This is a genomic window from Gordonia sp. DT30, assembly GCF_049844915.1.
In the GTDB taxonomy this organism is placed as follows: domain Bacteria; phylum Actinomycetota; class Actinomycetes; order Mycobacteriales; family Mycobacteriaceae; genus Gordonia.
Genome location: NZ_JBNCLY010000024.1, coordinates 1 through 15482 on the forward strand (window position 1 = coordinate 1; position 15482 = coordinate 15482).

Consider the following 15482-nt stretch of genomic DNA (forward strand, 5'->3'; position numbering starts at 1 on the left):
AGATCCGTCGCCGACATCGACCCCACCACACGCACATCAGCCTCAGCATCGACAAACGAGAACATCGACACCTCCCCTGAAGCCGACCGGCGAAAACCTGATGACCACAGACTATCGGCACCCACCGACAAAACCGGCCCGCACCAGCCGCCCCGACGGATCGGTCAGACATCGGTCGCGGTTTCCGAGAGTAATGTCTACCGATTGCACCGGGACACTGGAGATCCCAGACGGACGGCATCGACCCGGCCGCTACCGCCGAGCCCTCGCCGCCGCGGCCGTCACACCCGCGGCTGCCAGGCCCACGCCGGCGAGCACGCGGCCGCGGTGCATCGTCGCCCAGGTCTGGGGGCTGAAGTGCAGGGACCGGTCGTCGAAGTCGCCGTGCGCACCGTGGTCGCCCGCCACCGGCTCGTACAGGTTGTCCGCGAATTGGGGGTTCGGGTCGGAGTCGGTTTGCTGCGCAGAGAATCCCGTACGCCCGAGGTAGCGGTCGAGCAGACCTGCGACGACCCGGTTACCCAAGATGGTGCCAACTGTGCTCTCCCCCACCCACATCCGTGGGCGCGGGTGCTCGGCCGCGTACACCACGGCCCGCGCGGCGACCTCCGGCTGATAGATGGGCGGCACCGGTTGCGGGTGTTGTGGCAACTTCGAGCGGACCCAGCTGAACTGCAAGGTGTTCATCGCCGGCATATGCACCATGCATATCTTGACCCGGCTGTGGTCGTGGAGCAGCTCGGTCAGCACGCTCTCGTGAAAGCCGACCACCGCGTGTTTGGAACCGCAGTACGCCGACTGCAGGGGAATGCCCCGGTAGGCCAGCGCCGATCCCACCGAGACGACGACGCCGCGGTCTCGCGGCTTCATGCGCCGCAGCGCCGCGCGGGTGCCGTTGACCTGCCCGAAGTAGGTGGTCTGCGTGGCGCGCGTGAAGTCCGCCGGCGACACCTCGAGGAACGGCGCGAAGATGCCACCCATCGCGTTGTTGATCCACACCGTGATGGGGCCGAGGATCCGTTCGATCTGTTCGGCCGCGGCGTCGACCTGCTCGTTCTCACCGACGTCGCAGACAATTCCCATACCTCGGCGGCCGGCGCGGCGAACATCGTCGACCGCCCCCACCAGCCCGTCGTGCCCTCGTGCAAGAACCGCCACGTCATAGCCGGCGTCGGCGAAGCCGCGGGTGATCGCTCGGCCGAGGCCGGCCGAACCACCGGTGACGACGGCGATGCCCCTGCTCGATGGGGCGGCAGTTGTCTCCGCGATGGCCTCGGCAGCGAACTGTGTCATGGCACCCTCCACGTCGAACACGCGGCCGCGAACGTCGAGGCCGTTGGGTTCGACTACCCAGGAAGCGCGCACCTGAATCGTCGGGTGCACCACCGACCTACTGGGCGACCACCGACTTACTGGGCACTCACCGACTTACTGGGCCGGCCCGATCGGCTCGTCGCCGCGCAGGGTGATGCGGTGCATGACGCGGCGGTTGTCGCCGTAGTCGCGGTTGGCGTAATGCAAGGTGTTGCGGTTGTCCCACAGCACCAGGTCACCCAGACGCCAGCGATGCCGCACGATGTGCTCGGGCTTGGTGAGGTGTGCGTAGAGCAGATCCAGGATTCCGCGGCTCTCCGCGTCGGAGACGCCGTCGATGTGGGAGGTGAAGCCCGGGTTGACGAACAGCGACTTGCGGCCTGTCTCCGGATGCACCCGCACGACCGGATGGCTCACCGGCGGGAGTTCGGTGACTTCTTTTCCGTCCCAAAGGTTTCCGTGACCACCGCGGCGCTGCTTGAGGTAGTAGCCGAATTCGCGGCTGCCGTCGTGGACGGCGGTCAGCTTCTCGACGAGTTCTCGTACCGGCGCCGACAGCGATGCGTAGGCGAGTTCGGCGTCGGCCCAGTTGGTGTCACCGCCGTTGCGGGGCAACACAATCGGACGCAGGATCGAGCCCATCGGAGGGCGCGGCATAAAGGTGACGTCGGTGTGCCAGACGTCGGCGAAACCGTTGTCGGTGCTGTCGAGCGAGTAGACCTCGGCGGGTACGTCGCCACTGTTCCACACGGGGTGTCCGGCGGTCACATCGCCGAGGCGGCGGCCGAATTCGATGTGCGCGGCGTCGTCGAGGTTCTGGCCGCGCAGCACGATCACCTTGTAATCGATCAGGGCCGCGCGGATGGCGCGGACCTCGTCATCGGTCGCCGCGGCGACGTCGACGCCACGAATCTCGGCACCGAAATTCGGCCCGAACTCGTCGATGTCGAATTCGACGCCGGAGGCGACGGTCCCGGCGGGGATCGCCGAGACGGCGGTGTGCTCAGACGGGTCAGTCTGCTCAGAGGTGGTGGTGCCGTGGGTGGAGATGGTCATCGGTGTTCCTACTCGGATCGTGGTGAAGGGTGCGGGTTCCGAGGGTCACCGGCGGCGAACCGTGATGCGAACCGTCCGAGAAGCTCAGCGACCGGCCGGCGAGGTCACTCCGGCGGGGTCGTGCTGCGGCGGTTGCGGTCATCACTCCTGTGTAGTCGCCGCCCGACGACTCACCCAGGGTTTTCCGCACCGTGAGTTGAAGGCCCGATGGGTTGCGGCAAAGGATGCGAGGAGCGTCGTCGGGGGGGTTACGACGCCAAGTCTGCGGGAGACGCGCCGACCGCCGCCGCTTTCACCGCCGAGGCGATCTGGCTACGGAGGACGGTGAACTCGGGCGAGTCGCGCACCTCCTCCGGACCGATCCCGGTCCTCGGTATCGGGGAGGTGATGTCGAGGGCGACCCGGCCAGGCCGTGCGGTGAGCACGACGATGCGCGATCCCAGAAATGCCGCCTCGTCGGCGCTGTGGGTGACGAAGACGTTGGTCCGGCCCAGTTCCGTGCTCACCGAACGCAGATCTTCCTGCAATGTCTCGCGGGTGAGCGCGTCGAGGGCGGCGAACGGCTCGTCGAGCAACAGCAACGACGACTCCCCGGCCAGGGCGCGGGCGATGGCCACCCGCTGCTGCTGTCCGCCGGAGATCTCCCAGATGCGGCGCTTGGCGACGTCGCCGAGCCCCACCCGGCGCAGCAAGGCATCCCGTCGCGCGGGCCGCTCGCCCTTGGGCACGCCGGCGTACTTCAGCGCCAGATCCACGTTCCCGCCGACGGTGCGCCACGGGAACAGGCGGGGCTGCTGGAACACCACCCCGGAGCTTCGCCCGGGGATCGGTTCGTGACCGGCCACCGCGACCTGACCGGCGCTCGGTGACTCGAATCCGGCGATCAGCCGCAGCAGGGTGGACTTGCCGCATCCGGACGCGCCGACCAGAACGAGGAACTCACCCGGCTCGACCTCGAGATCGACGGGTCCGACTGCCGTGATTCGGTCGGCCTTGGACCCGTAGGTCTGCACCACGCCGGCCAGCAAGATCGCCGCCGTCGACGCCGGGCGCCCGGCACCCGGGTCCAAGTCGACGCCCGAATCCCCGTCTACGCCCGACTCACTGTGCGGTGAGGACACCGGGCAGTCCCTTCGTGTAGACGGCCTGCTGGAAGGTCGAGGGCGGCGGCGCGCTCGGGATCTGCTGCTGCTCGGCGAGGAACACCGCTGCGCTGTGCAGGTTCTCGGCGACGTTGCCCGGCTGCCCGTCGGTGCCCAGCCAGGTGGGTGAGCTGATCTCGGCAGCGGTCAGGTAGGTGCCCTGCCGGAGCTGGTTGGCGGCATCCTCCGGTGTCGTACCGAGCTGCGCGGCAACGGCTTTCGCGGCGGCCTGCGGGTCGTCGTGAATCAGTGCGAGGGCCCGCGCCTGCGCCTTGCGCCAGGTGTCGACGACGGTGGGGTTGTCCTTGGCGAACTGCGTCGAGACCACGCCGAGGTCGAGTGTCGGCTTACCGGCGGTGGCGAGCTGGCGGCTTGCGATCAACGTCTTGCCGTCCTTGCGCAGTTGGTCGAGAGTCGGCAGCCAGGTGTAGACGGCGTCGACGTCACCGCGCTGCCATGCGGCCAGCGACGCCTGCGGCTGCAGGTCGACGATGTCGACGTCCTTGGGATCGACATGCGCCTGCGCGAGCGCGGCGAGCAGGCTGTAGTGAGCCGTCGACGCGAATGCGGTGGCCACGCGCTTGCCCCGCAGGTCGGCGACCGTGTTGATCCCGGTGCCGTTGCGGGCGACGAGGGCCTCGTTGTCACCGGCGACGTCGAGGACGAACGCCACCTGATACGGAATGTTCAGCGGCGCCGAGAGACCGCGCGCGACCGGGCTGGAGCCGATGGCACCGAAGTCGATCTGCTTGGCGATGAACGCGGTGTTGATATCGGCGCCCGAATCGAACTTGGTCCACTTGATGTTGTAGTTCGGCAGCGCGTCCTCGAGCCACCGATTGTTCTTCACGATCAGGTCACCACTCGGAAATGACTGGTAGGCAAGGCGAATGGTCGGCTTGCTCGAATCCTGTCCGGACCGATCGACCGAGCAGCCGGCCATCATGAGCACTGCCGGGATGAGGGCGGCGAGCAGGACCAGCAGTGCCCGCACCGGTCTGTGGTGACGAGAGGGTCTGCGATTGCGAGGGGATGTCATGGGATTTCAGGCCTTTCCACGCCACGGCACCGTACGGTGCTCGATGATCCGCAGGATCCCGTCGATGATCAGACCGGAGATGCCGATCAGCGCGATTCCGACGAGTACCACGGGAGTGTTGTTGTAATTGCTTGCATCCTTGACGACACCGCCGATTCCGGGGATGCCGTTGAAAAGTTCGGCTGCCACCACCGACGAGTAGGCGATACCTACCGAAAGCCGGATACCGGTGAAGGTTTCGGGCAACGCCGCCGGGATCACGACGTCGCGCAGCACATCTACGCGGCCGGCACCGAGCGCGCGGGCGGCCTCGACGAGCGCGACGGGGGCGGCCCCGACCGCGGCGGTGGTGGCCACCGCAGCCGGCGGAAGCGCCGCAAGCGCCAGCAGCGTGATCTTCGGCGCCTCGTCGATTCCCAGCCAGATCACCAGCAGGAAGAAGTACGCCAGCGGCGGCAGGGCGCGCAGGAACGTCAGCCACGGCTCGAGCACTCGCCGTACCGACGGGATCGACCCCATCACCAGACCCAGGACCACGCCGGCCGCGACTCCGAGGACCACACCGACGAGTACCCGGCGCAACGTCATGTACAGGTGTTCCCACCAGTAGTAGCCCGCATACCCGATGACGCCGTCGTGGGTGGTCGACATGCCCACGAAGGCTTTCCACACCGTGCCGAGTCGCGGGACGAACACCTCGCTCCACACGCCGCTGACCGCCGCCAGCTGCCAGAGCCCGAGGAAGACGATCAGCGACAGCAGCGGCAGACCCACCTGCAGACCCAGAGTCCGCAGCCGCGATCTGCCGGCGGCCTTCGCAGTGCCGGGGTCACCCTCCTGCTCGGGGGCGGAGGTGATGTCGACGAACAATGTCACCGGGAGTTTGTAGCGATCCAGACATCGATCACGCCACAGTTATCCTCACCGTGAAACAAAGTGCGCCCAGTTCTTGCGGAACATCAGCCCCGTATGCCGAGCCACACCGCCAGCCCCAGCCCGGCGATGCCGACCGCGATCCGCAGCGGACCCGCGGGCAGACGTTTGACGACGGGCGGGCCGCACCAGCCGCCGGCGAGGCAGCCGAGGGTCATCGCGATCGCGGCCATCCAGTGCACCGGCCCGAAGATGGCGAACCCGATCGCGGCCACCAGGTTCGCGATACCGAGGAACAACGATTTCGACAGCGTTGCCCGCCACAGTGGTTCGCTGGTGAAGACCAGCGCCAATGCCAGCATCATGATGCCGGCGCCGGCTCCGAAGTAGCCGCCGTAGATCGAGATGATGCCCAGGCCGACATACCAGATCCATGGCTTGTCAACATGTTTGGACGCGAGGTCGCGCAGCCGCGGCTGGGCGAGCAGTGCAACCGACGCGATCACCACGAGGTAGGGCACCGTCGCCTTGAAGCTGTCGGGTGGCGCGACGAGCAGGATGACGGCACCGACGATGCCGCCGATGAGCGCGGCCACCCCGCCCTTGGCGAGTCGCCTGCGGTCACCGTCGAGCAGGATGCGCCCGGACTGACCGACGCTGCCGACGCCGACCGACACCAGCGCAACGGTATTGGTGACGTTCGCCGCGATCGGACTCAACCCGACGGCAAGCAACGCCGGATAGGTCACGATCGAGGCCATACCGGTGATGTAGCCGATGAGGCCGCCACCGAATCCCGCGACGATGAGCAGAAAGAATTCGAGGACACTCATCGGCCCGCGCGCCCACTCGGCGGGCCGGCGGTCGCGGTGTCAGTGCGCGAAATGCCGCGCACCGGTGAGGTAAAGGGTGATGCCTGCCTCGTTGGCGGCCTCGATGACCTCGTTGTCACGGATGGATCCACCGGGCTGCACGACGGCGCTCACACCGCCGGCGATGAGGACCTGCAAACCGTCGGAGAACGGGAAGTACGCATCGGAGGCCCCCACGCTCCCGCCGGCCCGCTCGCCGGCCCGCTGCACGGCGAGGCGAGCCGAGTCGACCCGATTGACCTGTCCCATCCCGACACCCACGGATGCCCCGTCCTTGGCGAGCAGGATGGCATTGGATTTCACCGAACGGCAAGCACGCCAGGCGAATTCGAGGTCTGCGAGGGTGTCGGCGTCAGCGGGTGCGCCGGCGGCGAGAGTCCAGGCGCTCGGGGTGTCGCCGGCGGCGTCGATGATGTCGCGGTCCTGCATCAGCAATCCCCCGGTGATGGGGCGGGTCTCGATGCCGCCGCGCACCGGCGGCACCGCACGCAGGATGCGGATGTTCTTCTTGCGCTGCAGCACCGGCAGTGCGCCGTCGGCGAAGCCGGGCGCGATGAGTACCTCGGTGAAGATCTCGGCGACCTGCTCGGCCATCTCGACGGTGATCACCCGATTGGCCGCGATCACGCCACCGTAGGCGCTGACCGGGTCGCACGCATGGGCTTTGCGATGGGCCTCGCCGATATCGGCGCCGACGGCAATACCACAAGGGTTGGCGTGCTTGATGATTGCGACGGCGGGCTCGTCGAAGTCGTGTGCGCTGCGCCACGCGGCGTCGGAGTCGGTGTAGTTGTTGTAGCTCATCTCCTTGCCGTGCAACTGCTCTGCCGACGCGAGACCTTCGGGACTCGACGCCGACAAGTACAGCGCCGCAGCCTGATGCGGATTCTCGCCGTAACGCAGGACCGACGAGCGGCGCCACGTCGCGCCCGCCCATTCGGGGAACTCGGTGCCCGTGGGCTCGTGCTCACCCTCGGCGATCGAAGCCGGCGGCGCCACCACGCTCGACATCCACGATGCCACGGCCACATCATAATCGGCAGTGTGCCGGAAAGCCTTGGCTGCCAACTGCTGTCGTTGCGACAGATCGAATCCGCCGGCCGCCACGGCAGCGATGACCGCCTCGTAGTCGTCCGGGTCGACCACGACGGCCACACTCGGATGGTTCTTGGCCGCACCGCGAACCATCGACGGACCGCCGATGTCGATCTGCTCGATGCACTCGTCCGGGGCGGCGCCCGACGCGACGGTCTCGGTGAACGGATAGAGATTGACGATGACGAGGTCGAAGGCCGCAACACCCAACTCGGTCAGCTGGTCGACGTGCGAGGCCTTGCGGGTGTCGGCGAGGATGCCTGCGTGCACCTTCGGGTGCAGGGTCTTCACCCGCCCGTCGAGGCATTCCGGGAAGCCGGTCAGCTCCGACACCTCGATCACCGGAACGCCTTGTGCGGCGATGGTCTTGGCTGTCGATCCGGTCGACACGATCTCGACCCCGGCCCCGTCGAGTGCAATGGCCAGCTCCGCGAGTCCGTTCTTGTCGTAGACGCTGATCAGGGCCCGGCGGATGGGGCGGCGGGAGGCGGCGGTGCTCGGTGCGTTCACGGAATGTGGGCCTTTCGTCCGTCGATGACAACTCCTCGGGTGACGAGATCCGTCACCACGTCGGCGAGCAGCACACGCTCCACCGATTTGATGCGTTCGTGCAGTGTGTCCTCGGTGTCGCCGTCCTCGACGACGACGGGAATCTGGGCGAGGACCGGTCCGGTGTCGACGCCCGCGTCGACGAGATGCACCGTCGTCCCGGTCACCTTGACGCCGTAGGCGATCGCCTCGGCGACCCCATGCGCGCCGGCAAACGCCGGCAGCAACGCGGGATGCGAATTGACGATCCGGCCACCGAATCGTCGAAGAAATTGCGGGCCAAGAATTTTCATGAATCCGGCGGTGACGATCCATGCTGGTTCGACCGCAGCCACCTGCTCGCTCAGCGCGGCATCCCACGCGGCGCGGTCGGCGTATCCGCCGATCGTGCACACGATCAGCGGAATGCCCTCGCGGCTCGCGATCTCGGCCGCCCGGCAGTCACGGTCGACGACGACCGCGGCGACGGTGAACGGTGCGTCGGGCGCGGCGGCGCGGGCGAGCAGCGCCTCGAGCAGTGAACCGGTCCCCGAGGCCATCACCACGATCGCCGCACGACCTGCGGTCGAGGCGTCGGGGGCAGCGGCAGTCACACGTGCGAGCCTAGTTGGCGGGCTCGGCGCCGACCTCGTCGGGGCCGCGGTCAGTGATTCGCCCGGGACCCAGATCCGGGGTCGGCGAATGACCAAGTGCCCTCGTCGACGTCGTCCGGATCGACCCGCGCCGCCGGCGCCCGGCGCCGCGTCGTGCCGTGCCGCTCCTCGGTGGCCGGTTCGACGGCATCGCCATCGGACGCGGCAACGAGATCGGGTTCATCGAGATCGTCATCGCCGTACTCGTACTCGCCGTCGGCCTCGAGATCCTCGAGGTCGCCGTCGTCCTCGAGGTCGTCGAGGTCGGCGGCGAGATGATCATCGTCGTTGGCGGCGTCTGACTCGACCTCGACGTCCAAGCCGGTCTCGTACTCGGCGTCGAAGTCGGTCTCGTTCTCGGCGTCGAGCCAGTCGTCGGCGGTGCGTGCGGTATCAGCTCGCCGGGAACCGGATGTGCGGGTCCGCATCGACGGGAGGAAGTGCTGGACCAGCCACACCGCAAGTCCCAGCGCCGCAATCCACCCGAGCGTGAACACACCCGCAGTGACCAGCGTGATCCCGGTGGTGCCGATCTCGCCGAGCGTTCCCCCGGCCAGCCAGCCGAAGATCACCATGGTGGTGGCAGCAACCGCCGCGGCCATCCCGATCGAACGCGCGTAGTTGAGGGGGTCGGCGGTACGGCACCGCCAGGCCACCCATCCCGCGATCAGTGCGGGCACGAGCAGACCCCACGCCGCCCACCAGACGGAGTGGGCCGGGAGGACGGCAAGTGCCGGTAGCGGTGGCACCGGAGCTCCGCGCACGGCGAACAGATCTGCCGACGCCGGTCCGACGTGTACTTCGGAACCGACGAGTACGGCGGCCGCGCCGACCATCAGGTTGGGCAGGTAGAGGATCGAGAGCAGCGTCAGTCCCAGGTAGCCGTCGAAGTCGTATCCGCCGGCGACGAGGTCGCCGAGCGCGTCGAACCGCAGGATGAGCCGGAGCAGAATCAGCAGTCCGCCCGCGGCGACAAGCCCCAGCACCGCGACGAATCCGTAGCGGATGCCGCGCCGATCGGTGACGCTCAGTCGTGACGCCAGCAGTTCGGACCGACCGATCACCACACCGGCCGCGGCGGCCAGGCCCTGGACGACAAAGGTGAGGCCGAATGCAGCCAGCGCGTTGGGGCTCTGGATCGGCAAGACCGATGAGCCGTCCATCACCACGGCCAGCGCGATGGCGGTGACCAGTAGGGCACCGGCGATCGCCGAGCACACGACTGCCACGAACTCCGAGATCGTGTGCCGCGCTCGGCAACTCGACGCCACCACGGCTGCGGTACCGCCGGCCACCAGCAGGGTCGGCAACATCGGCAGGACGCCGATGGTGACGCCTGCGACGGTGATCGGCACCTGGTTGATCGCGAGCCAGCACGCGGCGACGGCGCTTGCGACTCCGGAGAGCCCACTGCCGGCCATGAGCAGGACCGCCAAGACGACCACCAGCGCGAGGACGACCGTGACCACGGGTACGGCGAACGCGACGAGGATCAGTTCGCGCGGACCGCGTTCGGGCCGCTCATGATGGGCACGACGGGCCTGCCGAGCGTCGCGAAGTCTGGTCGCGAGGTTGTCGGTGGAGGCAACGGTTCTCAACGTGGGCATTGGTTCGAGCGTGGCACGTGGGGTCCCTGAGGTGTAGGAGACGCGCCGCAGCCGCCCGCAGAAAGTACCCGAAACCACATGGCCGGTGCGACCTCCTCAACGAGGTCGCACCGGCCATGGGTCAGCAGTGTGTGGCGGTTCAGCCGTTGGCCTGCGGCGGCTCCGGCTTCTGGAAGATCGACGTGGCATTCTCCGAACCGGACACCGGCTCGGAACCCGGCGAACCCGACTGCGGATTCGCCGAGGCGCCCGGGGTGGACGGCGACGACGGCGCGGCATGCGCACCCTGGCCGTATCCCGTGTAGGCCGACGGCTCGTAGGTCGGCGGCTGGTAGGTCGGCGCGGCGCCGGACGGCTGGACACCGGCCGACGACTGCGCGCCGGGCTGCGACGTGGCGGCCGGGTAGGCGGTGGTCGCCTGGGTGGCACCCGGGAACGCCGAGGTCGCCTGCGGCTGCGAGACCGCGCCCTGCGGCTGCGACACCGCGCCCTGCGCCGCCGAACCGTAGCCGTATGCCGACTGGTCGGCAGCAGAGCCGTAGGCCGACGACTGGTCGGCAGAAGTGGTGTCGGTGTCGGCCTTCGACGTCGACGCCGGGCTCTGCGCGGTCTTGACGAGGCCGAGGTCGATGACCAGCCACGCCACGGCGATCAGGAAGATCAGAATCGAGAGGACCAAAAGGATGATGGCACCCGCGCCGTGCCCGACCGAATAGTTCGACGAGGAGGGCGTCTCGAACCCGGCATAGCTGACGATGGTGACCAGCACCCCCGCAGTTGCCCCGGCGGCGACGAGCGGCGCCACCCGGTAGGACTTGATCAGACCGGTGAAAGCGATGAAGCCGGTGGCCACCACAAGGACGTAGGCCCCGACGAACTCGGTCTGGAAAAGTCGCTGCGAAGTCGCGACGGCGCTCGGCCCGCTGATCGTCCAGCCGGCCGCGAATCCACAGAAGAGCAGGACGACGCCGAGGAAACCGATGGTGGCGGCGAGGACGGGCGCCACGATCGGCGGCAGCTCGAACGGCTGTGCGGGAGCTGCGGGGGCCCCGTAACCCTGCTGGCCGTAGCCCTGCTGGCCGTAGCCCTGCTGGCCGTAGCCCTGCTGCCCATAACCTTGCTGGCCGTACTCCTGCTGGCCGTAGCCTTGCTGGCCATAGCCCTGCTGACCGTAATCCTGCTGACCGTAGCCCTGCTGGGCAGCGCCTTGGTCCGGCTGACCGTAACCCTGCCCGTAGGACTGCGCAGAGCCCTGCTGGGCCGGCTCCTGCTGGGCCGGATCCTGCTGGCCGTAGCCCTGCCCGTAGGAGGGTTGCTGCCCGTATCCCTGCTGCCCGTATCCCTGCGGTGAGGACGTCTGCCCTGGCTGCGGATATCCCGCGGCCGGCTGACCGTAGGGCTGTCCCGGCTCGGGCTGCTGCCCGTAGCCGGAACTTCCTGGCTGGTAGGTCATGAGATTCTCCTGCCGATTACGTGTAGGTCGCTGGTCCCCGGGCGCGCACACAATTGCTCACACCCCCGAGCACACTCCGGGACCACGCTAATACATTGCGCGATCCAGCCACAGGGGTCGGTGTATTCGGCTGTGTACCCGGCAGCCACGGAGCCGGGCGCGCGTCATCCGGCTGAACGACGCACACAGCGCGCTCACCAGGTGTGTGCCGCACCTTGTTTCTCGTACCAGGTGATCAGCGCGGGGTCGTCGACCGAACGCGGGTCGATGTCGACGGGCCGGCCGGCCAGGACCGAGGTGACCGGCACCTCGAGCTTCTTACCGGTCCGGGTGTGCGGGATGCCGGGGGCCTCGACGAGTTCGTCGGGAACGTGCCGGGGCGACAGTCGCGCGCGGATCTGCGCGACCACCCGCCGGCGTAGGTCGTCGTCGAGTACGGCCCCGGGGACGAGCGTGACGAACAACGGCATCCAGTAGGCACCGGCGGGCCCGTCGACGCCGAGAACGAACGCCTCGGCGATGTCGTCGATGCTCTCGACGACCTCGTAGATGTCGGCCGATCCCATCCGGATTCCGTGCCGGTTCAGGGTTGCGTCGCTGCGGCCGTGGATGATCAGCGATCCGCGGTCGGTGACGGTCACCCAGTCTCCGTGCCGCCAGACGGGCGCGGTCGGGCCGACCCCGCTCCACTCATGTTCGAAATACGCGGCACGGTAACGAGACCCGTCGGGATCGCGCCAGAATTCCACGGGCATCGACGGCATCGGCGCGGTGATCACCATCTCCCCCACCTCCTCGGTCAGCGGCGTACCGTCGGGCGCCCAACTTTCCAGCGCCACACCGAGATAGCGAACCGACAACTCACCCGGCACCACCTCGACGCCCACCGAGCCACCGGCGAACGCCGACACCACGTCGGTACCACCACTGATCGAGGACACCGGGAGCCCGTGCGCCACATTGCTTTCGATCCAGTCGAACAGGTCACCGGCCAAGGCCGAGCCGGTACTGCCGATGGTGCGCAACGCCGAGAGACCGTGATCACGGCCAGGGGTCAGTTCGACCTTGCGTGAGGCCTGCAACTGCCCGGGGCTGGTGCCGAAGTAGGTCACCCGCTCGTCGGCGACGATCTGCCACAACCGATCCGCGTCCGGATACAGCGGGGAGCCGCTGTAGCAGACGATCGTCGAGCCGCACAGCAATCCGGCGACCTGGAAGTTCCACATCATCCAGCTCAGCGCCGTCTGCCAGAAGAACACGTCGGCGTCGCCGAGGTCTGCATGCAGCGCACCGGCTTTGAGGTGTTCGAGGACGACGCCGCCATGGCCGTGCACGATGCCCTTCGGCCGCCCGGTGGTGCCGGAACTGAACAGCACCCACAACGGGTGATCGAAGGCAACCTGCACCGGCTCGACGGCCGTCCCGACGGCGATGGCCTGTTCGAAAGCGATGTTCTCGGCACTCGATTGCAGGAGGCGCGTGGCGTCACCGACGACGATGTGCCCGGCCAGGTCCGGCAGCGCGGCGGCGAGCTCGGCACTGTCGGCGCCCTTGTCGATGTCCTTGCCGCCGTAACGGTAACCGGTGGTGGAGAACAGCACCTTCGGATGCAGCTGACCCAGGCGGCCCGCGGCCCCCTCGGGCGCATAGTCCTGGCCACACCCGGACCAGATGGCGCCGAGCGACGCAGTGGCGAGAAAAGCGACGACGGACTCCGGGACATCGGGCAGATACGCGGCGACCACGTCACCTTGCCCGACGCCGAGGCCGGCGAGCGTCCCGGCCAACGCCCCGACCATCCGGGGCAGCTCCGACCAGGTGATCACCGACCGGCTGCCTGCCTCGTCGACTCCGACGATCGCCGGGCGGTCGGGCTCGTCGCGTAGCGCGATCGTGCGCGCGTGCCGCATCACCTGATCCACGTAATTCAGCCGGACGTCGGGAAACCAACGCGTACCGGGCATATCGACAGATGCCAGGACCGCCGCGTCGCCGTCACCGAGTGGCGTGGCGATCTCGTCGAGCCCGAAGAAGTCCCAGACCGAGCGCCAGAACGCGGCCGGCTCCGCCGTCGACCACGCCCACAACGCCGGGTAGGAGTCGCCCACCTCGATGCCGTATCGACGTGACACCATGTCGGCGAAACGTGCCATCTGCGTGCGACGTTCAGACGGCACGACCGCGCCCACCTCGTCGGTCACCGCAGCGAACCGAGGATCTCGACGGATTCCTCCCGCATCGCCACCTTGCGCACCTTGCCGGTGACCGTCATCGGGAACTCCTTGACGACGTGCACGTATTTCGGGATCTTGTGCCGGGCGATCTGACCGGTGGCGAATTCGCGAACGTCGGCGGCGGTCAGCTCGGATGCGCTCTCACGCAAGCGAATCCAGGCCATCAGTTCCTCTCCGTACGTGTCGTCGGGGACGCCGATGACCTGTGCGTCGAGGATGTCGGGATGGGTGTAGAGGAATTCCTCGATCTCACGCGGATAGATGTTCTCCCCGCCCCGGATCACCATGTCCTTGATGCGCCCGGTGATGCGGACGTAGCCATTCAAATCCATCACCGCGAGATCGCCGGTGCGCATCCACGGCGGCCCCGACGGGTCGGCCGGATCGGCGACGAGCACCTCCGCGGACTTGTCGGGCTGATTCCAGTATCCACTCATGACGCTGTAACCACGGGTGCAGAATTCGCCGGTCTCGCCGCGCGGCAACGTTTCTCCGGATACCGGATCGATCACCTTGATCTGCAGATGCGGCCCCACCCGCCCGACGGTGCCGACCCGCAGCTCCAGCGGATCGTCGACGCGCGTCTGCGTCGACACCGGTGACGTCTCGGTCATGCCGTAACAGATCGACACCTGATCCATGTGCATCCGGTCGACGACCTGCCGCATGACATGCTCGGGGCACGGCGATCCCGCCATGATGCCGGTGCGCAGGCTGGACAGATCGAACTCGGCACCCGAATCGAGCAGGGCGAGTTCGGCGATGAACATGGTCGGCACCCCGTACAGGCTGGTGCAGCCGTACTCGGCGACGGCGCGCAGAGCCGCGGCCGGCTCGAAGGTCGGTGACGGGATCACCATGGCCGCACCGTGACTCGTGGCCGCGAGATTGCCCATCACCATCCCGAAGCAGTGATAGAAGGGCACCGGCAGGCAGATCCGGTCGTCGGCGGTGTAGCCGACCAACTCTCCGACCATGTACCCGTTGTTGCCGATGTTGCGATGCGAGAGGGTGGCACCCTTCGGGAAACCGGTTGTCCCCGAGGTGTACTGGATGTTGATGGGGTCGTCGGGGTCGAGACCCGCCGCACGCTCGGCGACCGCCGCGAGCTCGTCGGCGCCGGGTTCGGCCGTCAGCTCGGCCCAGGCGTCGCTCTCGAACAAGATGACCTCGCGCAACCGGGGCGTGTTCGGTCGCGCGGCGGCGAGCATCTCCGCGTAGTCCGAATCCTTGTACCTGTCGGCGGCGAGCACCACGCAGGTCTCCGAATGGCCCAACGCGAACTCGATCTCCTGCTGGCGGTAGGCCGGGTTGAGATTGACCAGGATCGCACCGATCTCGGCGGCCGCGTATTGCGTCAGGACCCATTCGGCGCGGTTGGGCGACCACAATCCGACCCGGTCACCGGCGCCGACCCCGCGCCGCAGCAGCCCGGCCGCGAGCGCGAGGACGTCGCGCCGGAACTGCGTGTAGGTCCACTGCCGTGCCGACGGCGCGTCGATCAGCGCGATCCGGTCACCATGGCGCGCGGTGATCGACGCGAGCGTCGCACCGATGGTGCCGGTCAACAGTGGCGGCTCGAATTCGCCTTGGGCGTAGGACAATTCGGTCATGGT

The 15482-nt window shown here is 67.9% G+C and carries 12 protein-coding genes; all 12 read right to left on the reverse strand.

Going from position 1 to position 15482, the window contains the following annotated elements; translation table 11 throughout:
• Positions 1-252: 252 nt before the first annotated feature.
• Complete coding sequence (locus ACLQ3C_RS18305) at positions 253-1293, reverse strand: SDR family oxidoreductase (protein ID WP_425706523.1); 1041 nt, start codon at positions 1291-1293, stop codon at positions 253-255.
• Between the two features lie 135 nt (positions 1294-1428).
• The gene (locus tag ACLQ3C_RS18310; protein WP_425706524.1) at positions 1429-2370 is read right to left on the reverse strand and encodes a TauD/TfdA dioxygenase family protein; all 942 of its coding nucleotides are present in this window, start codon (positions 2368-2370) and stop codon (positions 1429-1431) included.
• A 248-nt stretch (positions 2371-2618) separates the two neighbouring features.
• Positions 2619-3491 carry an ABC transporter ATP-binding protein gene (locus ACLQ3C_RS18315; protein ID WP_425706525.1) on the reverse strand — a complete coding sequence of 291 codons (873 nt, stop codon included), beginning with the start codon at positions 3489-3491 and terminating at the stop codon, positions 2619-2621.
• On the reverse strand, positions 3472-4551 hold the full coding sequence (locus tag ACLQ3C_RS18320) for an ABC transporter substrate-binding protein (protein ID WP_425706526.1): 1080 nt from the start codon (positions 4549-4551) through the stop codon (positions 3472-3474). Before ACLQ3C_RS18320 ends, ACLQ3C_RS18315 begins: the two co-directional genes overlap by 20 nt.
• A gap of 6 nt (positions 4552-4557) precedes the next feature.
• Positions 4558-5427, reverse strand: coding sequence for an ABC transporter permease (locus ACLQ3C_RS18325; RefSeq protein ID WP_425706527.1), 870 nt, complete (start codon positions 5425-5427; stop codon positions 4558-4560).
• 83 nt (positions 5428-5510) lie between these two features.
• Positions 5511-6257, reverse strand: coding sequence for a sulfite exporter TauE/SafE family protein (locus tag ACLQ3C_RS18330; RefSeq protein ID WP_425706528.1), 747 nt, complete (start codon positions 6255-6257; stop codon positions 5511-5513).
• 39 nt (positions 6258-6296) lie between these two features.
• Positions 6297-7901 carry a bifunctional phosphoribosylaminoimidazolecarboxamide formyltransferase/IMP cyclohydrolase gene (gene purH / locus ACLQ3C_RS18335; protein ID WP_425706529.1) on the reverse strand — a complete coding sequence of 535 codons (1605 nt, stop codon included), beginning with the start codon at positions 7899-7901 and terminating at the stop codon, positions 6297-6299.
• Positions 7898-8479: a phosphoribosylglycinamide formyltransferase gene (gene purN / locus ACLQ3C_RS18340; RefSeq protein WP_425706573.1), complete on the reverse strand. Its 582-nt coding sequence runs from the start codon at positions 8477-8479 to the stop codon at positions 7898-7900. Before purN ends, purH begins: the two co-directional genes overlap by 4 nt.
• 104 nt (positions 8480-8583) lie before the next feature.
• Positions 8584-10179, reverse strand: coding sequence for a DUF6350 family protein (locus ACLQ3C_RS18345; RefSeq protein WP_425706530.1), 1596 nt, complete (start codon positions 10177-10179; stop codon positions 8584-8586).
• Positions 10180-10318: 139 nt separating this feature from the next.
• Entirely contained in the window at positions 10319-11632 is a 1314-nt protein-coding gene (locus ACLQ3C_RS18350) for a DUF5336 domain-containing protein (RefSeq protein WP_425706531.1), read from the reverse strand.
• A gap of 194 nt (positions 11633-11826) precedes the next feature.
• Positions 11827-13785, reverse strand: coding sequence for an acetoacetate--CoA ligase (locus ACLQ3C_RS18355; protein WP_425706574.1), 1959 nt, complete (start codon positions 13783-13785; stop codon positions 11827-11829).
• Between the two features lie 44 nt (positions 13786-13829).
• Positions 13830-15479 (reverse strand): AMP-binding protein, encoded by a 1650-nt coding sequence (locus tag ACLQ3C_RS18360; RefSeq protein WP_425706532.1) that lies wholly within the window; start codon positions 15477-15479, stop codon positions 13830-13832.
• Between the last annotated feature and the right edge of the window lie 3 nt (positions 15480-15482).